We start from the raw sequence: 25,048 nt of genomic DNA, 5'->3' as shown, positions 1-25,048 counted from the left end.
CCCCAAGCGATCAGCCCGGAAAGGGGACACCCGCCGCGGATTCTCCGCGGGACTCAAGTTCCCTGACTGTCCGATAAAACGCCCTTCTCTTGGCTCCGAGCTCCAGCACGGTTTTTTCAAAGGCTTTCCGGTCCTTGCAAAACATTTCGTCCAAGAACAGCGCGTCATCTCCCACGGGGATATCCGTCCGATAATTTTCGATTCCCTCAAAAAGAATGTCCAGAGCTTTCTCAAGAGGCACAGCGCCCTTCGGAGGCTTGACGTCCTTTATCTTCTCGGCGATCTCCTCTTCGGAGAGACCCTTTTTCCTCAGCGACTCAGAGTATTCCGCCGAGAAGATGCTGGTGGCGACATTCGCCGGAGCATACTGGGAGAAATGAATGTCCGTATCCGCATACTCGTACGCGAGGCTCCTGGTAAAGGCGATCACGGCCGCCTTCGTGGAGGCGTAGGCGCACTGGAAGGGAGCGGGGACAAGTCCGGCGAGCGAAGCGGCGTTGACGACGTATCCGCCGCCCTGCCCTTCCATTACCTTAAGCGCGGCAAGCGTTCCCATTACCACGCCGACATAGTTCACATCGATAAGCCTTCGGAAATCCTCCGGTTCGATATCCAGAGCCGGCTTCGTCATCGGCCTGCCGGCGTTATTAAAAAGGAAGTCCAGCCTGCCGCTGTCAGCAGCGGCATTTTCGATAGCTTTCTCTATGGCGCCTTTTTCGCCTACGTCCACCAGCATGGAAAACACCCTGCCGGGATATTCCGCTTCCAGTTCGCGCGCGGCCAAATCCAAATCCCGCTGAATATAGTCGGTGATCCACACCGCTTTGGCGCCTTCAAGTAAAAGCCGTTTGCATATCCCCAAGCCGAATCCTGATGCGGCGCCAGTGACAAGCGCGACTTTTCCTTCAAACATATCAGACATTTTCCTCTCCTCCTGTTGTATTTTATATGGGCTGTATATATCGAATGGCGGACAGCGCGGCCATTCCTTTGGACAGCAGCGTGATCAGAATCAGCCTGAGCACAAAGTACTGGAAAAAGTTGAGGACCTCAAAGCGCATTACGGTCATTATGCCCCACAGAAAAGCGTAGGTGCACAACAGCATCGGGACAAACCAGACAGCGCTGAAGAGCCACGGATTCCACGGCAGATGAGAGAAGAAGCGGTTCTCTTTCTCCGCCTGTGGGAGGGTCCCCCCCTCGCGCAACCGAAGGATGTTTTGCGCAACCGGCACCGCCATCATAAAGAAGACAATGACCGCGTAAATCAGCGAGGATAGAGGCAGGCCGGAGCGATAAGCCGGAAAAATGAAGAGCCACTTGCTCTCGTCGGCTTGCAGCCCCAAATCCATGCCGACGCGGGCGCCGCCTAAAATAACCCCCAGGACCATGTTCATGCCAAAATCTGAAAGCGCCGCGCGGTACTGCTCTTTGAGCGTCGAGATCCGCGGCAACACCGCGCTCACCTTCGCGTCGCCGTGCTGTGCTACTTCACCCGCGAAGGCTCCCGGCTGAACATAACGGAAGATGATGAGGCGGGCCATATAAACCGACGCCGGCACAGCGTAAACAACGCGCCAAAACAGGAAGGAGGCAAAAGCCAGCGCGTCAAGCTCGTAAAACCGCATAAAAATATAGTTGAACGCAGGCATTAGGGCGGCAAAAAATAAGCCCACGAGCAGCGCGAAAAGCGCCGGATTGCGGGGCATACGCTTCAGGATGACGGAACGCGGCGCCTCTGCGGGAAGAATTCCCTTTTGATACCTGCTCTTCATCTGTGGATAGATTATCGCCGTATCGATCAACATGGTCGTAATTCCAAAAATGGCGCCGTCGACGAGCATATCATGCAGCGAGACAACGTCCCGGCGATGAAAAACAAATACAGAGACCGCCGCGATCAGCGTGGTGATTCCGACCGCGAGCGCGTTATTGACGTAGGGAAGCCTTTGGCTCTTCTTCATCCGTCATCTCCTTCCGTCGGATCGATTGCTATACGTTATTTTATTGAATCGGCTGATGCCTCGCAAGTGCCGAATCGATCTCAAAAAAGATGCTTCCTCACCAAAGAAGGGCCTTCAGCTCCCTGCGCCCGCCGATATGCAGCTTGCCGTACAGCTCGGAAATCATATTCTTCACACGGCCGAAGGAGAGGTGCAGCTCCTCAGATATCTTACTGTAAGTGTACCCCGAAACCAAAAGGATGGCGAGCCGGTATTCCGGCAGGGAGAGGATGGTTGTAAGGTTTTCGCTTGTGTAGTGATTATGCACGCAGATCCAGCTGGCGGTGATCGTCTGCGCCATCGTGTGAAAGCGCGGCATCACGGAGAGCCGTTCCCTCCCGAGCAGAAACTCCGGCGTTTCACCGTAGTATATGTCAGTCTCGGCAAATGGTGTCAAAATACCGTATGGCTTTGCAAGGCGTACAGCCGAAAGCAGATGCTTTCTGCTATTCTCGTCTTACCCCAATTTAAATGCGGCGCCTGCAAACATAAGCTGGCGGATACCCGCCAGCGCAGAGCTGTTTCTTTGACCGTACGGTAATTCATGCTCATCTCCGCAACATCTATTTAGTATAGAATGAAATCTATATATTTATGAGGAACGTTATATCACGCTTTTCCACGTATAACCCATTGCCGGGGCGCCTTAGCGGGGTCCTGGCCGTAAAGCTGAGCCGGGCTTCCTGGGTCATAAAGACTGCATCAATTTCTGCAAAACAGCATTCAGCTCCGCCGTTCGCCCACGCGCACAAATCGGCGAGAGGCGCCGGAGGTATATCCGCGCAGAACGGCGCGCGTTTTTTACGTGGCGCATGGGCCTGTTCTGTGCTATGCTCTTGGCTGGGATAGTGAAATGAATTACGGAGAGGATCTGAGCGGTGTATTATTGGATGGAACTGCGCAAAAAGCTTTCTGAGTCTGCGAACGCGGTCTTGCCTACTATTCTCATCGTGATGACGCTCTCTCTGACCGTAGTGCCGATGACGCTCGAGACTCTTCTTGCGTTCCTTCTGGGCAGCGTGCTGCTTGTTTTTGGTATGATGTTTTTCTCTCTCGGGGCGGAGCTCTCTATGGAGATAATCGGCGAGCGTCTGGGCGCAGGCATAACGAAGACGCGCAATCTGTGTATAGTGCTGTTCGCAGGCTTTTTACTGGGCTTTATGATCACGGTTTCAGAGCCCGACCTTCAGGTACTGGCAAATCAGGTTCAGTCTATACCGAACATTATCCTCATCAGCTCCGTAGCCGCAGGGGTCGGCGTTTTCCTCGTCGCGGCCCTTTTGCGCATGTTTCTCGGCATACCCTTGCAGATCATGCTTATCGGTTTTTATATTCTCGTTTTTGTGCTGGCGTATTTCACGCCAAGCGGCTTTATGGCCGTAGCTTTTGATTCCGGCGGAGTCACGACGGGCCCTATGACTGTGCCCTTCATTATGGCTTTCGGCATAGGCATTTCAGCTATACGCAGCGACCGCCGCGCCGCCGACGACAGCTTCGGACTGGTGGCGCTTTGTTCGATAGGCCCGATTTTAGCCGTGTTGCTTTTGGGGCTTATCTACGCTCCGGACAATACAGATTATGCGAGCACGTGGCTTTTGAAAGTTGAACATTCCGTGGAGATGGGCGGATTCTTTTTCAGCGCTTTTCCGAAGTATCTGCATGAGATGGCGGCGTCTCTTGTGCCCATAGCGCTCTTTTTTGCACTCTTCCAGATCGTCAGGCTGAGACTCGGCGCGGAGATGCTGATACGTATAGCCGTAGGGCTTCTTTACACGTATGTCGGCCTCGTGCTCTTCCTGACCGGCGCTAATGTGGGATTCATGCCGGCGGGAGCGGCGCTCGGCCAGATGCTGGCGGTCCTGGATTTCAGCTGGATTATTATTCCGATAGGCATGACGATAGGCTTTTTCATCATCAGGGCGGAACCGGCGGTCTATGTCCTGATGAGGCAGGTCGAGGAGCTGACGAACGGTGCTATTTCCGGAAAGGCCATGCAGAACAGCCTTTCCGTCGGCGTGGCGCTCTCCGTAGGGCTTGCGATGATGCGCGTGCTGACAGGGCTCCCTATTTTGTGGCTGCTGCTTCCCGGCTATGCGCTGGCTATGATAATGTCGTTTTTCGTGCCGAAGATTTTCACGGCCATCGCCTTTGACTCGGGCGGCGTCGCCTCCGGCCCGATGACCGCCACATTCCTTCTGCCGTTTGCTATGGGCGCCTGCCTTGCCGTCGGAGGCAATATCGTCACCGATGCATTCGGCGTTGTGGCGATGGTCGCCATGACGCCTCTTATCACGATACAGGGCCTCGGCATGGCCTATAAGCTGAAGTCGCGGGAAGCGGCGATCGTCGCGGCGCCGCGGGACGCGTTTGCGCACCTCGACGACTACGCGATTATCGAGCTGTAAGGGGACGTGCTTAGATGAGTGATCTGTATTTCATGGTGACGATCGCGAACAGGGCGAGGCTGCCGGAGATCATATCCCTGTACCGTGACGTCTCCATCAATATCAATATGATAGCCCTCGGGCGCGGGACGGCTACAGGCGAGATGCTGAATTATTTCGGGCTCGACCGGCCTGAAAAAGCCGTGTGTTTCTCGGTCGTTACGGGCGAGGTCTGGAGGGCGGCCAAGAAAGGGCTGGAATATAAGGTCCACATAGACGTGCCGGGAACGGGAATCGCTTTCATCATCCCGATGAGCAGCATCGGCGGGAAGCGCGAGCTGGCCTTTCTCACCGAAGGGCAGGGATTTGAAAAGGGGGAAGAGCATACGATGAAGGGAACTGCGCACGAGCTGCTTGTCGTCATCAGCGACCCGGGATATAACGAGGCCGTAATGAATGCCGCGCGGGAATCCGGGGCCGCCGGCGGCACCGTTCTCCATGCGCGAGGCACCGGCATGAAGAACGCCGAGAAGTTTCTCGGCGTTTCACTCGCATCTGAGAAGGAGATCATTTTCATCGTCACAAAAACTTCCCAGAAAAACGCGATCATGGGGTCTATTATGCGCAAGGCGGGGATAGGCACGAAGGCCAACGCTATAGCCTTTTCGCTGCCCGTCTCCGGCATGGCTGGTCTGCGTCTGCTGGAAGAGAGCGAGCCGGACGCCGTCGGCAAAGGCGGCGAGTCGGACGCGCGAGAGGGCTGACGGCGTTCTGACGCCGTGGCCCCATCGGGATACATAATCTCGTCTGGCGCGTCAGCCCCTCTTGCGGGCGGCTATCTCAGCAGGTCCAGCAGCCCCATCGTGAATATCGGGAAGTATGTGAATAGCAGCAGGCAACTGTGTTTAGCGGCACCCAAAACTCATAATTGCTTCGAGAACACCGCCCGCTATAGCTAATGCTTTGTCTGTAATAGTAAAACAATGGTCTCTGATATTTCGCGGGTCAACGTCACCAATCTTGCAGCCCGTCTGGACCTTAACGCTAGGATGTATCAGGCCACGCAGCATACCACTTATCTGAGCGCGCACTTCAGCTTTGCCAACGGTTGCAACAAGTTCTTCCTGCTCCACGTGATCTCCAATCTCATGAATATGTTTCACGTAGCCGTTAGCCGGGGCCCGCAATAGCCTCTCCATTGTGTACCCCATTTCCATGCCCGGGATTCCTGTATTTGGTATTGCTGACCCGTTAGTTATCAATCTGCCTAAATAATGTCCTCTTTTGGTCTCTATTACTCCATGTACTTGATCGGGCGCAGAGAAACCGGGGCCAAGCGCAAGCACTAAAGGAGCCATATCCTTGTACGTGCCGGTATAATGCTTCATCATAGTTGCGTCTACAACGATTATAGGAGATTGTTCCTTTATAGAGTCGCCGTGAGGGTCTACCAATACCGCTACTTTGTGTCGGTCTTTCCATTCATCTATGGAATTTATTTTCATAGCACACATATCTTCTATTTCGTATTGTCCTTCAAAGACAGCTTCAGCAACGGATACGGTCCTGCGCACTACGAGAGGGTTTGCTGTTTCAAGGGAAAGTACCTCAAATCCTGCCTTCCACAGGCGATAAATTACGCCTGTAGCCAGGTCCCCTCCTCCACGAACGATTACAAGATTATTTCTCTTCACGTAAAAAATACACCTGCGATCTGTATGTAAACAGTTATAAAGTAAAAGGCAAACAATCTCCGCCGCGCGGCAAAATACCAATTCTTCCATTGGGAATCATATTTAAGGCAGTATCTACGGCGTCTTGTAAATTATTAAAACATTTATAGCCGAGTCCGGTGATTTCTGTAATCGAAAGCCCACTACTGTACATATAGGTGCTGGCTCTTTCTCTTGCCAGTACAGCCCCCATTGCAATGCCCGCTGCAACTAGGTCGCCTGAACTATGATTTTCCCAGATTCTTCGGATACGGCATTCCAAATCATTACTATCGAAATTCATCCATTGCAACAGCTCATCATGGTTATGTGCAACGCCTTCCAAGCACGGAGCCACAAGAATCATGATGCCGCCCTTTTTTATGGCAAAAGATCCTGAAATGACGGCTTTCTCACACTGCCAATAATCTATGTCATACGGATAGGAACAGCTGATGACGATATCAACGGGTTCTTTGACGGGGACGCCGAAAATGTAGCGGGCTTTCTTGGCCCCGACCCGATGAGCTGCAATAAAATGTCCTGTGACTATGTCGGCTACCTGATTCTTTTCATTCAGTACCACGTTAATAATAAAATCCAACCCAACTTTGTCTGCAACTTTCTCCAGACCCTCTCTGCAAGCATTTTTCTCCATACCTAGAGGAAGAAACCCCATCAATGCCGCCGCAGTATGCATTGCTGACACAGTTTCCCCGCCGCAGCAGCCCGGGACAAGTATTTTAGCTCCGCCGGAATATCCTGCGTTGGGATGGGGAATTATGTTGCCTAGACCGATAAGTAAATCAGCTTCAACGGCGATCTTGTTGACTAATATAGGAACTCGCATGTCACCGATAAAAACATCATCAAGCTGTTTGAGTTGATTTGCATCCAGGTAGTTATGTTGGCTGACTTTTAATTGGGTCAGTACATAAGCTCCCAATTTATCCCATAGTTCTTCATTTGTGAGGATACGGTGAGTACCTGGAGCAACAAGAATCTCTATTTGCTCCAAAGAACATCCGTTAGCAATAAGGTATTGACATAAAATCGGAAGGATCTCCTTCACTGGAGTATGCCTAGTATTATCCTCAACCAGGATGACGATATGTTTCCCACGATGAAGCATCGTACTTAGAGCAGGTCCAGCAGTAGGTTCATCCAGCATATGAGAGAGTACTTTATTCCAACCACGCATCTCCATGACAGTTGGCAAGACACCTACAAAGTCTACCTGATTTTCTGGCAAAGAAATTGGAATTATTTTATCTGAATAAGGAATGCCATACTCTCTCATAGACCATATGAATCCCCTAACACTAATGTGCTAGATATACCAGAGCCATGGATATCTGTGGAATGAATATAGTGAACAGAGACGCCACCAGCATAGCCAACATCAACGGCACTGCCCGTTTCGCTATTCTCAGTAATGGCACCCCGCTTAATTGACTCGCCACAAAGAGGTTGATTCCATAAGGTGGAGTGATGAATCCGATTGCCAGTAGCATTGTCATAACGACGCCGAACTGCACAGGAGTTAGCCCGCACTTAACAGCTGTCGGCAACAGGATAGGCGCTAGGATGATAGTAGCTGAGATGTTATCCATAAAACATCCGACTATCAGCAACAGTGCTGCGACCATCAAGAGGATAACGGCGTTACTGTTGGTGAAGGTCGCTAGCCAATCGCAGAGGCGGATGGGTATCGCCTTAAGCGTGAGCACCCTGCCAAGGCATGTTGTAATACCGACCATAAAAATAGTGGAACCGTCGATAAGCGCTGCGTCGATCATCGATTTGACTATGTGCTTCCATTTGAGTTCACGATATACGAAGGCTCCTATGATGAAGGAATACACAACACCAGTTACGGCGGCCTCAGTAGGTGAGCAAACACCTGCGTAGATGCTACCAAGGATGATAATAGGAGAAAGGATTGCCAGGATAGAATCCTTGAAGGCCTTCCATACTTCTTGACGGGTGCCCCTTTTATCATTGCCATGCCAACCATTTTTTTTCGCCATAAGATAACTGACTACCATTAGCAGAACACCAATTAATATTCCGGGAATAGCGCCTGCCAAGAACAAATCACTGACAGAACTGCCGACAGCAACGGCGTAAATGATGAAAGGTATGCTTGGAGGAATAATTACTCCAATTGCTCCGGCACACGCGGTCAAAGCCGCAGCAAAAGCAGGGTCGTATTTCTTGTTTTCCATTTCAGGAATCATAAAGGTACCTATGGCCGACACGGTCGCGGGCCCTGAACCAGAAATGGCGGCAAAAAACATGCAGGCGACAGTAGTAACGTCGGCAAGTCCACCGGTAACATGTCCAATGAGAGCATTGAAAAGGTTCAGCAAACGACGGGAAATTCCTCCATACATCATGAAGTCTCCGGCAACGACGAAGAACGGGATTGCAAGCAGGGTGAAGGAATCCAGACCTGTAAAACACGCTTGCGCCAACAGCATAGCGGACATATCAGTTGTTAGCAACATAACGGCAAGTGTGCCACATCCGAGGCAAACGCCGATAGGAACACCTAGAACCAAAAGGCCAAAGAGACAGCCAAACAGAATCAAAAAGTCCATTTATTAACAACTTCCTTCCTCAATCAGTTCTTTATCCTCTGCGTCTAATACAAATAAGGCTGAGTCATTAGGATCCTTTATAAAGCGCATTACGCGCAATGCTCCGTACTGAATGAAACGAAGCACGGCAAGGAGACTTCCCACAGGAACGGATAAATAACAGATCCATTTTGGTATGTGGATTACAGGCGTCAACTGGTTCATTGCCATTACCCCCTTAACTACGGATATCGACTGCCACGACAGAAACGCGAAAAAGCCTACGCTAACCGCAAAGAATATCATATGAAGGACGAACTTGCCTGTAGATCCTACGATATCAGGAAGCAGATCAAGACGAATGTGGCGTCCTTTGATTACAGCATAGGGTACGGCGAGCCAGACCTGCCAAATAAATATATATCTAGCTAGTTCTTCGGACCAGGCAAGAGAATAATTGAAGAAATATCTTGTAACTACTTGGAAGAAAATGGCCAGTATCATAACGGTAATGCCAAATACTAATATCGTCTCTTCCATGTATTTGTTAAGAAAGGTCAGTAATCTTTTCATAGACAAACACCTCGTATGTATAGATCGCATAACTATAAAAAATACATATTCGTCTCAACGCATCAACGCAAAAAATGCCTACCTTCATCATAATGAACCTAATTTCATCAGTGTTGAGGAAGATATGAGAAAATCTTCCTCAACACCGTAATACAAACTAATAATCCTTAGTTATTTCTTGTATTTTGCGGCGAGGTCAAGCATCGTTTGTCCCTTTTTGCCATATTCAGTTACGAAAGCATCCCTGACTTTTTTTGTGGCGTTTACAAATTGTGTCTTCTGAGCAGGTGTCAGCTCGTTGATTTCGCAACCGTGGGATTGCATCTCTTTAATATTGGCTAATTCAGACTTATCAACCAGTTTCCTCTGCTCTGCTATCATATGCTTTACTGCGTCGCGGAGGATCTTCTGATAGGACGCCGGAAGAGAGTGGAACCATTTCGCATTAACGCAGACAGTGTTAGCACAGAACATATGCTGCGTCAATGTGTAGAATTTCTGGACTTCGTAGAACTTATTCGTACAAGTGATGGTAATTGGGTTATCCTGACCGTCAATTTGGTGCGTCTGCAATGCCGTATAGACCTCTGCAAAAGCCATAGCCGTAGGATTGGCACCTAGAGCTTTGAATGTGGCAATGTGGTATTTGTTCTCAAGCACACGGATTTTCATGCCTGACAGATCGGATACCGCCTTGATTCCTTTCTTGTTGTTCGACAGGTTGCGCATTCCTGATTCGCCGATGCCGAGGCAGATAAGACCGTGAGACTTCTCAAGGCTGTCAGACAGATATTTGCCCAAATCGCCGTCAAGAGCTCTTCTTGCCTGTTCCTTGGAAAGGAATACATAAGGTACGTCAAGGATATACCAGTTAGGATCAACTGTGGCGAGCGTAGCAGCCGACGGGCCAGTCATATTCATTGTTCCCATAATCGTTGCCTCTACAGTTTCAGCGTCCGAACCAAGGGCGCCGTTAAACTGGAGCCCAATCGTAAAATTGCCGTTCGTCTCCTTGGCAACCTCATTAGCCAGAATCTTCGCTGCGGCGCTCTGCGGGTGATCAGGTGCCAGCATATTGCAGAACGTTGCGGACACCTTCGGCATATCGGCGGCATAGGAAACGCCACTTATTGCCAACACAAGACAAACCAGTAAACCGACCAGTACGAATAGTTTTTTCATGATAGAACCTCCCTTATTTATCGCAAACCGGAATCCCATATTAGATATGACGTTTGATGTCCGCCAATATTGTTTCAATGTAACGGAACGTCCCACGTTTTACCTGCACAGAGATTCCGGATTCACGTATAACTTGATTCTTTTTGTTCATTTCTGAGAGTGCAATTTCCAAAGCCGCCGATTCCGTGAAACCTTTCCCATGTTCCTTCAGATAAGCTTCCGTATCCGCAAGTTCGATCACTTGTGTGGCAATGCCTCCTACAAAAATGCGCAAAGTATCAGGCCCGCATACATAGGCAAAATTGATGACCGGAAAATCAATACTGCCTCTGAGGCTGTATTTGACAAATGATGAAAAAACGCCGCTGAAACTGTTTTTGGAGAATAGGAACTCCTTAATGAGCATTTTCTTTTCGTCATGGTCCTGACAATGTGCTTCAATGAGATCCTTGCAGCTAAGCGTCTGGTCTTTGCCGTCGATATTGACGACAGCCTGAGCATTATATGCCAGCAATGCCGGAGCCATATCTGAATAGTAGATAGCGCGGCATATGGGTGAGTTCTGGATCTGGAGACAACGGTCGCCTCCGACTTTGTAACAGCGTGGGATACCCTGCCGCCATTCCTTGGTTTGGTTATAATAGAAGCAACGTCTGGACTGAAGGACATTGCCGCCGATGGTACCCCTGTTCCTGATTTGCGGCGCGGCAACATTTCTTGCCGCCTGAGCGACAGCCGGGAGTTTCTCTGAAATTGTCTCGTTTTTAGCTGCATGAGCTAAAGTCGTCATCGCTCCAATATGGATACCGTCATTTTTTTCTTCTATTTTTTGAAGTTCTTCCACGCCAGATAGATCGACAAGGCCTTCCGGCGCGGGGATCGAAGCACATTTCAGCTGGGGAATCAGGTCCGAACCACCGGCAATGATTATATTTCCGTCTTTTATTAACGGCAGCACATCGGCCGTCGTTGTAGGTTGATAGTAGGCAAAATTTGTCAAGATTAGCATTTCTGTATCCCTCCTTCAAAAAAGCCGTCGCAACGGGAGTTTTTGACGTAGAATTGACGACTTAACGGTATCTCGGTAATTTCCCACCCGCAAGCGTTGCTTACAGCATCGCCAATAGCCCCTGCGACCGGGATGACACCAAGTTCGCCTACGCTCTTGCAGCCGTTGGCGCTGTAAGGTTCGTAACTGTCAGCTACAAATAAGTGAATCTTCGGCATGTCGACGATTAACGGGTTCCTGTAATTCAACAGGTCGGCGGTGATAACCTTCTTGCTTAACTTGTCTATTTCAAGGTCTTCAATGAGAGAAAACCCAACGCCCATCTGGATGGCGCCTTCGAGTTGCCCCTTTACAATCATTGGGTTGATTACGCGACCTATGTCGACGCTCTCGATAACATGAGTAACTTTAATTGCTTTTTCTTTCTTGTAGTAGGCGACCTTGGCCCAGCAAAGGCTGAATGGTTCTGGTGCATCCTGCAGTCCAACTACGGCGTTGCCCATGATAAATGTGCCTCGGCATCGGTTGGCGATTATCTGAATCGCTTCTTTGAAACCGAGGTTCTGCCCTCTGCATACGATCTGGAATTTTTTGTCTCTAAAATTGACGTCTTCTTCGTCGACATGATAGAAATTTGCCAGCTCTGTCCTAATCCTGCTTATGACGTCCTCACAAGCCGCGGCTACGGCGTTGCCGGAGTGGAAGGCCTGCCCGCTGGAAAAACTACCGTAGTTATAGGGGCTTGAAGTGGTGTCCAGTGCTGCATGTGTTATGTCTTTTACATTAATGCCAAATTTCTCAGCAACTACCTGCACAAGAGCTGTTTCGATTCCTTGTCCCATATCTACGGTACCGGACATCAGATTGACCGTGCCGTCCGGATTGCAGATGATGCTGGAGGCACAGAGCGTCTCTAGAGAGGAAACGGCGCTTGTGTGACTGATAAGCGACATACCCCAGGCTTCTTTTACTTCATCGTCGTCGCGAAGCCCTTCATTTGCGTCTATCTCTTTACGAATGCGCAGCCCGTTTTCAAAACATTGATCAGCAGGGAAGGTGCTAAGAATTTTGTTCGCGTGCATCTTTTCGCCTGGCTTGCAAACGTTATCGTAGCGGAATTTAACGGAATCCCAACCCATTTTACGGCATAAGTCGTTGATAAGAGACTCCCTGGCAAAGCTGACCTGTGGGTTCCCATAACCTCTGAAAGCACCTGAGACGGGGCCGTTGGTGAGGACGCCAATGCCATCGAAACGTAGATACGGCATGTGGTATGGGCACTTTCTGTCCGGAGCGCCTGTTACAAGAGGAGTGTGTGTACAGTAAGCCCCTGCGTTAGTATACATGGTATGCTGATAGGCAATCAATTTGCCATCCTTACTAACGCCCATCTTAACCTTGGAGAGAGAGGCGTGTCTTGTAGCGGTGGAGATCATCTCGTCATTTCTCTCGTTAACAATCTTAACCGGACGGTAAATCAGATGCGAAAGGGCAGAGGCTACATCCTGATTGTGCAGCTCTTCCCTTTGGCCAAAACCGCCGCCGATAGTCGCTCTATGAAGGATAATATCACACTCTGGCAGACCAAATTCTTCTGCTAATATACGACGATCTTGATACGGAGTCTGCGAATTTGCCCATATCAGCAGTTTTTCATCGCGCGTCCAGTGGGCAATGCAGGAGATCGGCTCCATAGGAATTGGATGAACCGTCTGGGTACGGTAAGTACCTTCAAAAATGTAATCGCTCTTTTCAAACCCGTCGTCAATTTTGCCTCTTTCACCGATCTTGTGATAAAAGCAGTTCGTATCGTAAACGTCAGGATTAACTAACGGGGCACCTTCCTTCATCGCTTCGTCAATTGTCATCTGAGCCGGCAGCACTTCATATTCAATTTTGATAGCATTCATGGCTTTCTTACAGATTTCATATGATTCAGCGACTACTGCTGCGATACGATCCCCTTCATGGCGCGGATGCATTGTCAGGATCTCCTCGTCCTTAATCAGGGAGTCGGCCGGTAAGAAGCCGCAGCAGTTGAATTTGACATGAGACACGTCTTTGGGACAAAGAATGCCCAGAACACCAGGGATTTTTTTTGCCGCTTCGATATCTATGGATAATACTTTCGCATGCGGGTATGGACTTCTTATAATACTGCCAAAAGACATACCCTGCATCTCCATATCATCAAGGTAAGAAGTGCTGCCTGTTACTTTAGAGATAGATTCCAGACGACGGATGGCGTTCTTCTGATCTCTTAATTTATTAATATCCATCATTTCATTACCCCCTAAGAACAGCCGCTGCCTTTTTCACTGCCTTCTCGATTGCCACATAGCCAGTGCAACGGCAAACGTTTCCTGCCAACCCATAACGAATTTGCTCGTCCGTAGGGTTAGGATATTCTTCAAGCAGTTTCTTAATGGCCAGCACCATGCCTGGCGTGCAAAAACCGCACTGAACGGCACCTTCGTCTATCAAGGCCTCTTGGATCGGATGCAATTTCGCATTAGTGGCGATCCCTTCGATTGTGGTGATTTTGGCGCCATTAGCTTGCACCGCTAAAATCTGGCAGGAGTACACTAGTTCATCGTTCATGATAACAGTACAAGCACCGCATTCGCCGTTGTCACAGCTTTTTTTTGTTCCCTTTAGCTTAAGTTCCTCTCGAATAAAGTCCAATAGAGAGACAGATGTTTTTACCATACGGTGATAAGAAACGTCGTTCACTTCCACGCAGATTGGTTTGAAGACCTCTTCCATGCTCATTCCTCCGCTTTTCTATATGATCATCGTTTTAAGACAATGTTGTCACAGAAGAAAATAGCTACTCGCGCTTCTTCTTTTTAACCCTAACCTCGCCCTTGTCGGCGTCGACTTCGACGTAGTCTCCGTCGTGGATTGCCTCGTAGGGATCGACTTCCATCTGGTCCACCATCGTACAGCCCGTCATGACCGCGGATGAAACTATCACCGGCTCTGTCTCTTTGAGGATGATGGCTTTAGGCAGGTTGTTCTTCACCCAAAGCTGGTAAAAGCCGTCGACCTGGACGACCGAGCTGCCTTTGCCGGACTGCACCACGAGGACCTTTCCGGCTATGCTCTTCCCCTGTATCGCGTGATTTCTCTCGATGACCGTTCCCGTTTTCGGGTCCGTCAGGTAGAAGCACATCGCGTCTTTGGAAACGACCGCCTCTCCCTCTCCCCTGCCGCGGACTATCGAACGGCATTTGTAAACCTTCACGTTGTCCATCAGTCAAGCCTCCCTTTGACCGCCGCTTCGACGCACACGGACAGCCTGCGTATCGCGAAGGGCTGCCCGCGGCGCTCTCTGTAGTAGGCGCACTTCGGCGAGTCGGTGACGCCGAGGCTCCCTTCGAAGGATTTCCAGCACGGCTCGTCGATGCAGGTGTCGCCGACCATGCGCACGCCGAGGAGCTCGAGGCGCTGGCGCAGATGCGAGCGCTCGGCGAGCTCTACGGCGCCGGCCTCGGCGAGTATCCAGAAGGCCGTGCTGCCGTTCACGCGCCTGCCTGCGAAGAGCCTTTCAACTTCGAGGAGCTGGTTGTAAGTATAGTGCGGACAGCCGAGCATCACGAGGTTTATCTCTCCTGTTGCCGGCGTCAGCGAATCTTCCTCGGCCTTCAGCTCTTTGTTCGTTATGACGCACTCAGCGGAAGGTATCTTTCTACCTCCGAACGCCGCTTCAAGCGTCGGAGCTTCGGGCGTGACGCCCACCATGTGGTACATCGCGACCGCCCCGCTCGTCGCCGCCTCGGCTCCGAAGTAGAGAAAATCCTCCTGCCCGGGGCGCGGGGTGTTTTTAAAGCGGAGGACCGGGTTGCGCGAGCCGGCGATCTTTCCGACGCAGTGGCCGAGGATGCCCCAATCGTAGCACTCCGGCATATCGGCGTCGACGTCGATGAGGAAATCCCCCCTGCGGCATTCGTCGAGGTGATAGCCGTAGAGCGGCGTCTTACCTATGACGGCCGCGGCCAGCGCGCTGACGGAGGACTCTCTGTTCGAGCGGGCGCCGAGAGCACCGTTCACGTAGGGGGTGGCGCTCGATTCCGAGAAGGCGACGTGCTCGCCGAAGAAGGGCACGTTTGTGCCGAGCCCCGGCGCGCAGTGATAGGTCAGCTTCGCGCCTATCCTGCGGTAGGCGTCGCCGGTGCGCTCCGCGAGCTCGAGCTCTTCCCGCGTCACGTCGAAGAACTTCGTCAGATACGCCGTGTCCCAATAAGGGTTCGTCGTCGGGGGTACGGCGCAGACGGCTCCGCCGTTCACGAGGAGCTCGCACCAGTATGTGTCCCCCTCCTGCCCGCTCAGCGCGACGTGCGCGCGCTTGATGGGAATCAGCTTTTCGGCGTCGAAGGTGAGGCCGAGGGCGTAGATGAGCTCCATAGCCTTCTGGTATCCCGCGCCCCTCTCGCCGTCGAGGATACTTTTTTCTTCATCTGTTAAGAACATGACCGTCCGCCTTTCTGTTGTGTGATTTGCATTTTCGGATTTGCTTTAACTTCGTCGAGCAGAGCTTCGGAAACTTCGATAGTCTCCAGATGCAGGGTGTCTTTTATTTTTATGATCTTTGGATGATCCCTGTCGATTCCGCGGCAGCATTTGAGGGCGACCCGCACGGCTGTCTCTTCGTCATCAGCGGTGCAGGGGATGCTCGCGTCGCCGATGCAGCGGCACGCGATCGCGTTCGCGTACATCGACTCGAGGTCGAGCGCGGAGACCGCCTTTTTCGTCACCACGTCGAAGAGCCCTATCCCGATCCCGTTGCCGTGGCTCGCCGGCGTCACGCCGAGCAGCACGAGGCGCTGATAGCGCGGGATCGGAAGGACGAACGTCTTCAGCACCGAGCTCCTGCCTAAGATATTCGGGTCGAAGCCGGCGCCGGATATATCCTTGCCGATATTTTCGCAGACTATTACGTCCGCCTCCGGCAGCATGATGTAAGGCATATTCTTCGCCGCGATTTCCAGTAGCTCCTTCTCGCGCGAAATAATTTTCTCCGCGGCTATCGCTTCGACCGCGGCCGTTTCGTCGTAGGCGTTTTCCAGCACCGCGACGCCGAAGCGGAGCGGCGCCTTTTCAATTATCGCGCGAGCCGCGCTTTCGATCGTAAAGGACATATCTTCGGAGGCGACCTCGTGTATAGCCGAGCAGCCCCGCTGGTTCCCGAGACCGACGGTCAGCATCTTGCAGAGGCCACTCTGTATCGGCCCGACGAAGTCCGTGTGGAGCTTGACTCGGTTGACGGGAACGATCCCGTCCGCGCTGAGCGCCGCAGCGTCGAAATAGATGGGGACGCCGTTTTCGGTCCGTCCTATCAAAAGAGAATCCACAGAGGTCACGACCGGCGCGCCCATCGCCTCCGGCGTGACGCCGTAGCCGTAAAGCACGTCGCGCTGCCCCTCTTCGCTGCCGCCACCGTGGCTGCCCATCGCGGAGACGATGAACGGCTCGGCCCCCGCCGCCTTAAGCCCGTCGACGACGGCGCCGACGATGACGGGAAGATTCCTTATCCCGCGGCTCCCGACCGCGACCGCGATTTTTTCTCCGCGCGCGACGGCGTTTCGAATCTCCGGCTTTTTTAATTCGTCTAGCACGGCTCCGCCGACATCTTCGAGCCTCTCGCGCTCGAACATCTGACGGACCTCATACATTTTCGGGAGCTTTCTTTCCATATCTTCTTTCAATAGCAACGGCATCTATATCTCTCCGCGATGGCAAGGCTAAGTATGTATTATGTATACAGTATAATAAAAAATAATATCTCTGCTGCCAAAATCCTCGGCCGGCGCCCGGACAAAACCCCTTTATTTCTTACGTGTGCAATGATAATACCTTTTCAAATTGTTGTCAATAAGCGATAAATCGGGGACTCGGCTCATCCGGCGCGCGTCGGCTCGCAGCACGGCGGCGTATGCGTTGCAGTATACTGTTAGAAAATTAATCTGCAATAATATAAATAAAAGTGATAAAATTAGTATATTATATATTTAAGTTCTCATTTTGCCGTTGAGATCTCGCAAAAACCACCGTTTTATGCCCGCCGAAAAGACGGCGAAAGGAAAATCTCGCAAAAAACGGCGCTTGCCCGGCAAAAAGAGCCGCGAAAAACAATTTGCGCCCGCGTATGAAAATATGTGGACAAATTTTTATTTTGCGTTATAGTTTCTGTATACATACGGTACGGCCGTTTTTCGGCATGGGAATTTCGAATGCGGGGGTAAAGAGATGCGCTCAAATAAGGATCGGGCGAGCTGGATGAAGGCCTATCGCTGGATAGCGGAGAAAATCGATTCCGGCGAGTTAAAAATGGGAGAAACTCTGCCCGAGACTTTTCTCGCGGAGGAGATAGGCGTGAGCCGCACGCCCGTGCGCGAGGCGCTGCGCATGCTCGAACAGGACGGCTATGTGAAGATCGTGCCGTCGAAGGGCGCGTTCGTGTCGGAAATATCGATGGAGGACGTGCACGAGATCTGCGAAATAAGAAAGCTGCTCGAACCCTTCGCGGCGCTCACAGCGGCGAAGAGGATCCCCGGCGGCGAGATCGCGGAGATGTCGGAGGAGTGGGAGCTCTTCGCAAAGGCGGCGAAGAAAAAGGGCGCTCTGGATTCCTCTTCTATTGCGGACAGCGACCTGAAGCTGCACTTCACCGTCGCGAAATACGCGACAAACAAGCGTATCGGCGAAATACTCATGAATTACCACGTACAGATAAAGCGCTTTCAGCACCTTTCGGTGCAGTCCCTGGCGGACATACAGAACTCGATAAAGCAGCATCTCGCGATAATAGAGTGCATGAAGCGCAGGAATCCGGAGGAACTCCGCAGCTGCCTTTACGAGCATATCGTGAACAGCGAGGGATATATAATAAGGGATTATTTCCTCCATCACGGGTCATCGGCGCAGAGCGCGAAAGATGAAATATAAAAGCGCCGAGTTCTTAGAGGAACTAAGCTTCAAAGAGACGCGCGCGCTGTACAAATCGATGGGGCGCTCGGACGCGGACCTCAAGGGACCGATGATCGGCGTCGCGAATTCGTGGAGCGAACTCGTAACTGGGCATTTCAACCTGAGACAGCTCTCAGAATTCGTAAAGAGGGGCGTTTACAGGGCCGGAGGCACGGCCGTCGAATTCGGCGTTATAGGCGCGTGCGACGGCCTCGCCTCCGGGCACGACGGCATGAAGTATATCCTGCCTTCGCGCGAGCTCATCGCGAGCGACATAGAGACGATGGCGCGCGCGCACAACTTGGACGGCCTCGTGATGCTCGGAGCCTGCGACAAGATAGTGCCCGGCATGCTTATGGCGGCGGCGCGTCTCGACATTCCGGCGATAATGGCCGTAAGCGGCCCTATGCTCGGCGGCGCGGAGTTCGACGGACGCAAAAGCGACTCCACGTCGCTGGCGGAAGCGGTCGGAATGTACGAGGCGGGAAGGTGCGGGATGGAGGAGCTCGAAAGGCTCGAAGATACGGCGTGTCCGACTTGCGGCTCCTGCTCCTTTTACGGCACCGCTAACTCCATGGGCGCGCTCTCCGAAGCCATGGGCATGTCCCTCTCCGGCTCGGCGCTCATCCCGGCGGTGTACGCCGAGCGGCTTCGTTCTTCCGAAAGTACCGGCCGTAAAATCGTCGAGCTCGTAAACAAAGGGATAACGGCGCGGAAGATAATCACGGAGGAGGCGCTCGAAAACGCGGCCGCTGTGATGCTCGCGACGGGGGCGTCGACTAACTGCGTGATGCACCTCTGCGCGATAGCTTACGCGGCCGGGCTCGATCCGCAGAAAATTTTCGCCGCGATCGACGCGCTGAGTGAAAAAATCCCGCTCGTCGCCAAGGTCAACCCGGCGTCCGAATACGACATGGAGGCGTTTTACCGCGCCGGAGGGGTACCGCAGGTCATGAAGGAGATAATAAAATTCCTGAACGCCGGCACCCTCACCGTAAGCGGCGAGCCGCTTGCGAAAAACCTTGAAAAATTCAAAAACCCTTACGGCGTAGACAGGCGCGTGATAAAAAGCGCGAAGGAGCCGTTCAGCAGAGAGAAGGGGCTGTGCATACTGCACGGCAACTTGGCTCCGGAGGGAGCCGTCGCTAAGCCGGCCGCGATGGACCCGTCGATGTTCCGCTTCACGGGGCCGGCGCGCGTCTTCGACGGCGAGGAAGCGGCCAACCACGCGATACTCGCCGGAGAGGTCGAGCCGGGCTGCGTCGTCGTCGTGCGTTACGAGGGGCCTAAGGGCGGCCCGGGGATGCGCGAGATGTTCCACGCCATGAAATTCCTCTACGGCATGGGGCTCGCGAAAAAGGTCGCCCTGATAACGGACGGGCGCTTCTCCGGTACGAACGGCGGCTGCTACGTGGGGCACATATCTCCCGAGGCGGCGGAAGGCGGCCCGCTTGCCGCGCTGCGCGACGGGGACGTGATCACGATAGATATCGATAAGAAGGAAATATCGGCGGCGCTGAGCGCGGCGGAGACCGCCGAAAGGCTCAGGGGGCGCCGCGCGCCCGCGCGTGACGTTCCGCACGGCTGGCTTGAGATCTACGCGAAGCTCGCCTCCTCGGCGGCGGAGGGCGCCGTGATGAAAATAAGATAATAAGCGCCCCGAGCGCTCAGCCCTCCGCACGGCAGCCTCTCGAGGCCTGAAACGTTCACTTTTTCCCGGCGAGATACCAGGGGAACTTTTCGGCCATGCCGGGGCGCCTCGGGTAGCCTTTCGGCATAGGCGAAGCTTTCTCCCATATCACGAAATATCTGTCCATGTCGGCGAGCCTGTAGTGGACGGGCTCCGGCTGCGACAGCCCAAGCCTGCCCCACTTTCCGCCGACGGCATCGAGCTCTTCCCGGGCCTTGGGCCCCTTGAACGCTATCAGACGCCCCTTCCGCTTCACGAACGGCGCGAGATACTCCGCAAGTATCCCGGCGGAGCAGAGGGCGCGCGCCGCGGCGACATCGTAATTGGCGCCGCTCTTTTTCGCGTAGTCCTCCGAGCGCGAGCAGACGACGGTCACGTTCCCCAGAGCCATAAGCCCGGCGATCCTCTCCAGCTGCGCGCATTTGCGCGATATGCTGTCGAGCAGCGTCACTTTAAGCTCTTTCCGGCAGACGGCCCAGACGATTCCCGGCAGCCCGCCGCCGGTGCCCACGTCTATCGCACTGCCGCGCTCCGGCAGCAGCGGAAGGGCGTAGGCGCAGTCTATTATATGGGCGTTCCAAAGCGTCTCCTCGTCGGAGGGCCCCGTGAGGCGCGCCAGCTCGTTGGCCTTTATCAAAAGTTCGACGTAGCGCCTCAGCTTCCCCTCGTTTTCAGAAACTATTTTCTTTATTTTTTCAACGCCGATGCTTTCCATCATAAAATTTCCCCGTTCGCGTGATAATAATAAAATGACAGCGCGCGTGTATAATAATAGCACGAGAGGCACCGACGGGAGGCTGGCTTATGGAAACTTTTGAAAAGGGCTCGAAGATAAAAAACGGCAAACTGAACATACTGGATCTGTACGGCACATGGCGCGAGATGGGACGCCAGTACGGCGCGCTCGCCCGGCCGGAGCTGCGCCACATCTACGACGCCGCGATGACGAAGCTTTTGAACGACGCGCCCGACCGGCAACTCGTCTGCCAGAAAGCCGAAAAATTCGTCGCTAATTACCCGTTCCGCTTCAAAGAGATTCTGCGGGGCATGGCGGAGACGTCGGGGCTCTCTCCAGAAGATCTGAATCTTATAAACGCGCTGGAGGTCATCGCCTCATCCGAGCTCGTTTCGCCGCAGTGCTCCGGCATCGCCGCGTGGGGCGACTACTCTGCCGGCCCCCTCGTCTACGGGCGCAATTACGATTATTTGCCGTGGTTCAAGGAGCTCAGCGAAGACCTCGCCCTCGTCGCCTTCCACCCCGCCGACGGCTCGCTTTCGGTGGCGGCGCTCGGCTACGCGGGAGAGATATACGCCGTGAACGCGATGAACGAAACTGGGCTCTTCCTCGAGCTGAACAACGGTATGCCGTCGGGCGGCGCCCTCTGGTACGACAGCCGCGTACCGGCCGTCGCCGCGCTCTTCGGCTTTATGTTCGACTGTTCCACGCTCGACGAGATCGAAAGCGCCTTCCAGACGACGAGGGCGAACTTCGCCTACATAGTCGGCGTAGCGGACGGCCAGACCGCGCGCTGCTTCGAGTGGCCGGTCTTCGACGTAAAGCTGCGCCTCTCCCATTCGCGCCCCGGGCTCACCGTTCTGACGAACCATTTTACGGAATTTTCATGGGGGCTTCCGCGCCCCGACGACAAAACATACTGGATGACGCGGACGCGCCGCCAGAATCTCCTCAACCTCGCGAAGCACTTCAAAGGCACGATAAACGAGACCGTCATGAAAAACATCATGGACACGAAGATCGACGAGCTCGGCGCCACGACGGAGCAGACCCTCTACCAGCTCGTGGCCGTGCCGGAAAGATATGAGCTCTGGTTCAAGATACCCGAAGAGCAGGAATGGACTCAAATCGATATGAAGTCGATTCTGAAGCCTAGGGAGGACTGATTCAAATGGGCAAGTATTATATCGCGTTCGACTGCGGCACGATGGGGACGAAGACGGCGCTCTACGGCATCGACTCGGCGCGCGTCGCCGAGGCTTACAGGGAAAATAAAATTTCCTATCCGCGCCCGGGCTGGGCCGAGATGGACGCCAACTGCTTCGTCGAAAACGTGCGCGACGGCGTGCGCGAATGCCTCGCGAAATCCGGGATAAATCCGGCCGAGGTGCGCGCCGTAGCCGCGAGCGGCATAATATGCGGCATCGTCGGGATAGACGAAAAATGGCGCCCCGTAACGCCCTTCGTCCCCTACCTAGACAACCGCGCAAGCGGGGAAGCCGCGTGGGTGCGCGAAAACGTAGAGCCCGTATGGACCGAAGAGAGCGGCAACGCCATCGTAGACGAATTTATGCCGCCGATGATACTCCGCTGGTTCCTCAACGAATATAAAGGTTTCCGCGAAAGCGCGGTCAAGGTGGTCAACAACGGCCCATTCGTGCTCGGCACGCTCGCGGGGCTCTCCGCGAAGGACGCCTTCCTCGACTGGGCAACGATGTCCGGCTGGCTGATAGGCTACGACGCCAAGAAGCGCGACTGGTCGCACAAACAGATAGAAGCGCTCGGCATCCCGATGGAGATGCTGCCGCGCGTAGTAAAGCCGTGGGATGTGGTCGGATATCTCTGCAAAGCCGAGGCCGAGAAGATGGGACTTCCGCCGGGCATCCCGATCGCCGCTGGCGCCGGCGACACGATGCAGTCGGCGCTCGCCTCGGGGCTTCTCGAACCTGGCCTCGCTACGGATGTCGCCGGCACCGCGTCGATATTCGCGGTCGCCGTCAAAGAGGCGGACAGCAGGATAACCGCGGCTCCCGGGATGATGTTCGCGATGGGCACGCTGCGGGACGCTTATTTCTATTGGAGCATGATACGCGCGGGCGGGCTTTCGCTGCGCTGGTTCCGCGACAACGTCGCGAACCGCGCCGGAGACCCGATGTTTTACGCGGAGATGGACACGCTCGCGGGGGACGTTCCGGCCGGCTCGCGCGGACTGCTCTTCTATCCGTACCTGCAGGGCGCAGGTCCCGACATGCCGGGCGCCTGCGGCGTCTTCGCCGGGCTTTTCGGCGTCAGCGACAGGGCCGCGATGTGGCGCTCGATACTCGAAGCGATAGCCTTCGAATACGCTCAGATGATAAAAATTTACCGCGAATGCGGGATCCCGCTGAACGAGATAATCGGCACCGAAGGCGGCAGCAAGAGCCCGCTGTGGACGCAGATAAAGGCCGACATCTTAGGTGGCGCTTACAACATACCGACGAGGAGCGAGGGCGGGCTTATGGCCGACGTCGCCGTCGCGGCGCACGCCGTCGGCGACATAAAGGACATCAAAGAGACGATGCGGCGGTGGGTAACCTTCCGAGCGCGCTTCGAGCCGGACGCTAAGAGCGCTGAAATATACGGCAAAGTTTTCGCCGAGCGCCAGCGCCTTCTTGCGGGACCGATGAAAGAGCTCTTCGCCGGGCTCGCGAAGGTCAGAAACATCTAACGAAACGGAGTTTAAGCTGCGCGGGGCGCTTCGCCCCCGCGCAGCCGATAAATGGGAATATTAAAGGGCAAAAAATTTTCGATATACGTTCAGGGATGCCGCACCAACCAATACGAAGGCGAAGCGATAGCCGCCGCGCTCGAAGCGGCGGGCGCGCTTCGCCGCGGCGACGCGCCCGACATAATCGTGATAGTCAGCTGCACCGTCACCGCGACGGCCGACCGCAAATGCAGAAAAATCATCCGCCGCGCGAGACGCGAAAATCCGTGCGCCGTCATAGCCTTGTGCGGATGCTACGCGCAAAAGCTCTCCGAAGAGGAGCGCGCGCTGCTTGATGTCGACATAGCGCTCGGGAACAGGCTCAAACACAAGCTGCCGCGCCTGATAGCGGCAAGGCTCGCCGGCGGCGCGCCGACGGTAGAGGCCAACGCGGACGTCGGAAGGGACGGCTCGTGGGACGCGCTGTCGCTCGACAGGCCGCGCCTCCACACGCGGGCTTTTCTAAAGGTGCAGGAGGGCTGCAGTCACTGCTGCTCCTACTGCATCGTGCCGTCGGTGCGCGGCAGGCCCGTCTCGCGCCCGATGGAGGAGGCCGTAGAAGAGGCGCGGCGCGTCACCGACGGCGGCTGCCCGGAGATCGTGCTGACCGGCGTGCACCTCGGCCTCTACGAGGACCTCCCGCTGCTCGTGCGGCGCATCGGCGCTCTGCCGAACATAAAGCGCCTCCGCTTCGGATCCATCGAGCCCTTCGCGGTGGACGAAAAGCTACTCGCCGCGCTCGTCGAATGTCCGGCATTCTGCAGGCATCTGCACATGCCGCTGCAGTCGGGGGACGACGGTGTGCTTTCGGCGATGCGGCGCGGCTATAAGGCCGCCGACTTCGCAAAGACCGCCGAGTGTGCGCGCGCGATGCTCGGCGACGAACTGCACGTCAGCACGGACCTGATGGTCGGCTTCCCATCGGAGGATGAAAGCGCGTTCCGCCGCAGCATGGAATTCGTGCGCGGACAGGAGTTCGGCAAGGTCCACGTATTCCCATACTCGCCGCGCGAAGGCACCGACGCGGCCGCGATGCCCCAGCTTGAAGAATCGGAAGTCCGTCCGCGCGTCGCCGAGGCGCTCGCGCTCGCCTCGGAGCTGCATAAAAAATTCTGCTCGCGCTGGATAGGCAGGGAGCTTGCGATACTCGTTGAGGAAACGGACGGCGCCGCGGCCAAGGGACTGAGCGGCAACTACATCCGCGTAACGGCGAAGGCGGCGGCAGCGGTAAACGAAACGATTTCAGTCGTCCCGTCGAGATACGCCGGCGAAGGGCTCACGACTGAGGGCGTCTCCGCGAGTTCATCGCTTTGCTCAGATATTTCAGTGATTTGATTGAATTGTCGCGTTTACCGTTATTGACAAAACGGCTTCCTATCCCCCATAATACAATGATAGTAATATATCGAATGACATCAGGCGGAGTGCATATTCCAAAAGTGTGAAGAAATTTTCGCTTAGG

22 protein-coding genes are annotated in these 25,048 nt (G+C 54.0%); 7 read left to right on the top strand and 15 right to left on the bottom strand.

The features are described from left to right. Positions 1 to 10: 10 nt before the first annotated feature. The 3 genes from EH55_RS13475 to EH55_RS06805 all read right to left on the bottom strand — a co-directional run bounded on the left by EH55_RS13475 (position 11) and on the right by EH55_RS06805 (position 2,325). Positions 11 to 922 carry an SDR family oxidoreductase gene (locus tag EH55_RS13475; RefSeq protein WP_051682722.1) on the bottom strand — a complete coding sequence of 304 codons (912 nt, stop codon included), beginning with the start codon at positions 920 to 922 and terminating at the stop codon, positions 11 to 13. 22 nt (positions 923 to 944) lie between these two features. Further along, positions 945 to 1,964 (bottom strand): hypothetical protein, encoded by a 1,020-nt coding sequence (locus tag EH55_RS06810; RefSeq protein ID WP_037976019.1) that lies wholly within the window; start codon positions 1,962 to 1,964, stop codon positions 945 to 947. A gap of 97 nt (positions 1,965 to 2,061) precedes the next feature. Further along, positions 2,062 to 2,325: a helix-turn-helix domain-containing protein gene (locus tag EH55_RS06805; RefSeq protein WP_070113564.1), complete on the bottom strand. Its 264-nt coding sequence runs from the start codon at positions 2,323 to 2,325 to the stop codon at positions 2,062 to 2,064. Between the two features lie 568 nt (positions 2,326 to 2,893). Between EH55_RS06805 and EH55_RS06800 the strand changes: the two genes are divergently transcribed. Beyond that, positions 2,894 to 4,408: a DUF1538 domain-containing protein gene (locus tag EH55_RS06800; RefSeq protein ID WP_037976260.1), complete on the top strand. Its 1,515-nt coding sequence runs from the start codon at positions 2,894 to 2,896 to the stop codon at positions 4,406 to 4,408. Between the two features lie 14 nt (positions 4,409 to 4,422). Beyond that, positions 4,423 to 5,151, top strand: coding sequence for a transcriptional regulator (locus EH55_RS06795; RefSeq protein WP_051682721.1), 729 nt, complete (start codon positions 4,423 to 4,425; stop codon positions 5,149 to 5,151). 141 nt (positions 5,152 to 5,292) lie between these two features. Here the strand turns inward: EH55_RS06795 and yqeB are convergent, their stop codons facing one another. The 11 genes from yqeB to EH55_RS06740 all read right to left on the bottom strand — a co-directional run bounded on the left by yqeB (position 5,293) and on the right by EH55_RS06740 (position 17,165). Further along, positions 5,293 to 6,081 (bottom strand): selenium-dependent molybdenum cofactor biosynthesis protein YqeB, encoded by a 789-nt coding sequence (gene yqeB, locus EH55_RS06790; RefSeq protein ID WP_037976013.1) that lies wholly within the window; start codon positions 6,079 to 6,081, stop codon positions 5,293 to 5,295. Positions 6,082 to 6,115: 34 nt separating this feature from the next. Continuing rightward, positions 6,116 to 7,399 carry a lactate racemase domain-containing protein gene (locus tag EH55_RS06785; protein ID WP_051682720.1) on the bottom strand — a complete coding sequence of 428 codons (1,284 nt, stop codon included), beginning with the start codon at positions 7,397 to 7,399 and terminating at the stop codon, positions 6,116 to 6,118. A gap of 22 nt (positions 7,400 to 7,421) precedes the next feature. Beyond that, a complete protein-coding gene (locus tag EH55_RS06780; RefSeq protein WP_037976010.1) occupies positions 7,422 to 8,702 on the bottom strand; it encodes a TRAP transporter large permease in 1,281 nt (426 codons plus the stop codon). Positions 8,703 to 8,705: 3 nt separating this feature from the next. Next, on the bottom strand, positions 8,706 to 9,254 hold the full coding sequence (locus tag EH55_RS06775) for a TRAP transporter small permease (protein WP_051682719.1): 549 nt from the start codon (positions 9,252 to 9,254) through the stop codon (positions 8,706 to 8,708). A 171-nt stretch (positions 9,255 to 9,425) separates the two neighbouring features. Beyond that, on the bottom strand, positions 9,426 to 10,436 hold the full coding sequence (locus EH55_RS06770; protein ID WP_051682718.1) for a TRAP transporter substrate-binding protein: 1,011 nt from the start codon (positions 10,434 to 10,436) through the stop codon (positions 9,426 to 9,428). Between the two features lie 40 nt (positions 10,437 to 10,476). Next, positions 10,477 to 11,445 carry an FAD binding domain-containing protein gene (locus EH55_RS06765; RefSeq protein ID WP_037976007.1) on the bottom strand — a complete coding sequence of 323 codons (969 nt, stop codon included), beginning with the start codon at positions 11,443 to 11,445 and terminating at the stop codon, positions 10,477 to 10,479. Next, on the bottom strand, positions 11,439 to 13,727 hold the full coding sequence (locus EH55_RS06760; RefSeq protein WP_037976006.1) for a xanthine dehydrogenase family protein molybdopterin-binding subunit: 2,289 nt from the start codon (positions 13,725 to 13,727) through the stop codon (positions 11,439 to 11,441). The genes EH55_RS06765 and EH55_RS06760 overlap by 7 nt, the downstream gene beginning before the upstream one ends. 4 nt (positions 13,728 to 13,731) lie before the next feature. Further along, the gene (locus tag EH55_RS06755) at positions 13,732 to 14,211 is read right to left on the bottom strand and encodes a (2Fe-2S)-binding protein (protein ID WP_201769353.1); all 480 of its coding nucleotides are present in this window, start codon (positions 14,209 to 14,211) and stop codon (positions 13,732 to 13,734) included. 64 nt (positions 14,212 to 14,275) lie between these two features. Beyond that, positions 14,276 to 14,701, bottom strand: a complete 426-nt coding sequence (locus EH55_RS06750) for an aconitase X swivel domain-containing protein (RefSeq protein WP_037976003.1) — start codon at positions 14,699 to 14,701, stop codon at positions 14,276 to 14,278. Further along, complete coding sequence (locus EH55_RS06745) at positions 14,701 to 15,918, bottom strand: aconitase X catalytic domain-containing protein (protein ID WP_037976000.1); 1,218 nt, start codon at positions 15,916 to 15,918, stop codon at positions 14,701 to 14,703. The genes EH55_RS06750 and EH55_RS06745 overlap by 1 nt, the downstream gene beginning before the upstream one ends. Further along, on the bottom strand, positions 15,909 to 17,165 hold the full coding sequence (locus EH55_RS06740; RefSeq protein ID WP_037975998.1) for a nickel pincer cofactor-dependent isomerase, group 22: 1,257 nt from the start codon (positions 17,163 to 17,165) through the stop codon (positions 15,909 to 15,911). The genes EH55_RS06745 and EH55_RS06740 overlap by 10 nt, the downstream gene beginning before the upstream one ends. 529 nt (positions 17,166 to 17,694) lie before the next feature. On the opposite strand from EH55_RS06740, the gene EH55_RS06735 reads away from it, so the two are divergent. Together EH55_RS06735 and ilvD are read left to right on the top strand one after the other, a co-directional pair. Then, complete coding sequence (locus EH55_RS06735) at positions 17,695 to 18,393, top strand: GntR family transcriptional regulator (protein WP_051682717.1); 699 nt, start codon at positions 17,695 to 17,697, stop codon at positions 18,391 to 18,393. Further along, positions 18,383 to 20,065 (top strand): dihydroxy-acid dehydratase, encoded by a 1,683-nt coding sequence (gene ilvD, locus EH55_RS06730; RefSeq protein ID WP_037975995.1) that lies wholly within the window; start codon positions 18,383 to 18,385, stop codon positions 20,063 to 20,065. The genes EH55_RS06735 and ilvD overlap by 11 nt, the downstream gene beginning before the upstream one ends. A 55-nt stretch (positions 20,066 to 20,120) precedes the next feature. Here the strand turns inward: ilvD and rsmG are convergent, their stop codons facing one another. Then, positions 20,121 to 20,822, bottom strand: coding sequence for a 16S rRNA (guanine(527)-N(7))-methyltransferase RsmG (rsmG, locus tag EH55_RS06725; protein WP_070110109.1), 702 nt, complete (start codon positions 20,820 to 20,822; stop codon positions 20,121 to 20,123). Between the two features lie 86 nt (positions 20,823 to 20,908). Here rsmG and EH55_RS06720 point away from each other — a divergent pair, with 86 nt between their 5' ends. From EH55_RS06720 to EH55_RS06710, 3 genes are read left to right on the top strand one after another with little or no spacing between them, the layout of a single operon-like run. Next, positions 20,909 to 22,006, top strand: coding sequence for a C45 family autoproteolytic acyltransferase/hydolase (locus EH55_RS06720; RefSeq protein ID WP_037975993.1), 1,098 nt, complete (start codon positions 20,909 to 20,911; stop codon positions 22,004 to 22,006). Positions 22,007 to 22,011: 5 nt separating this feature from the next. Continuing rightward, entirely contained in the window at positions 22,012 to 23,547 is a 1,536-nt protein-coding gene (locus EH55_RS06715) for an FGGY-family carbohydrate kinase (protein WP_037975990.1), read from the top strand. 51 nt (positions 23,548 to 23,598) lie between these two features. Continuing rightward, the gene (locus tag EH55_RS06710) at positions 23,599 to 24,921 is read left to right on the top strand and encodes a MiaB/RimO family radical SAM methylthiotransferase (RefSeq protein WP_051682716.1); all 1,323 of its coding nucleotides are present in this window, start codon (positions 23,599 to 23,601) and stop codon (positions 24,919 to 24,921) included. Positions 24,922 to 25,048: the final 127 nt, after the last annotated feature.

The sequence above is a fragment of the Synergistes jonesii genome (genome assembly GCF_000712295.1).
GTDB lineage: Bacteria > Synergistota > Synergistia > Synergistales > Synergistaceae > Synergistes > Synergistes jonesii.
This window is presented reverse-complemented; position numbering and strand designations above follow the sequence as displayed.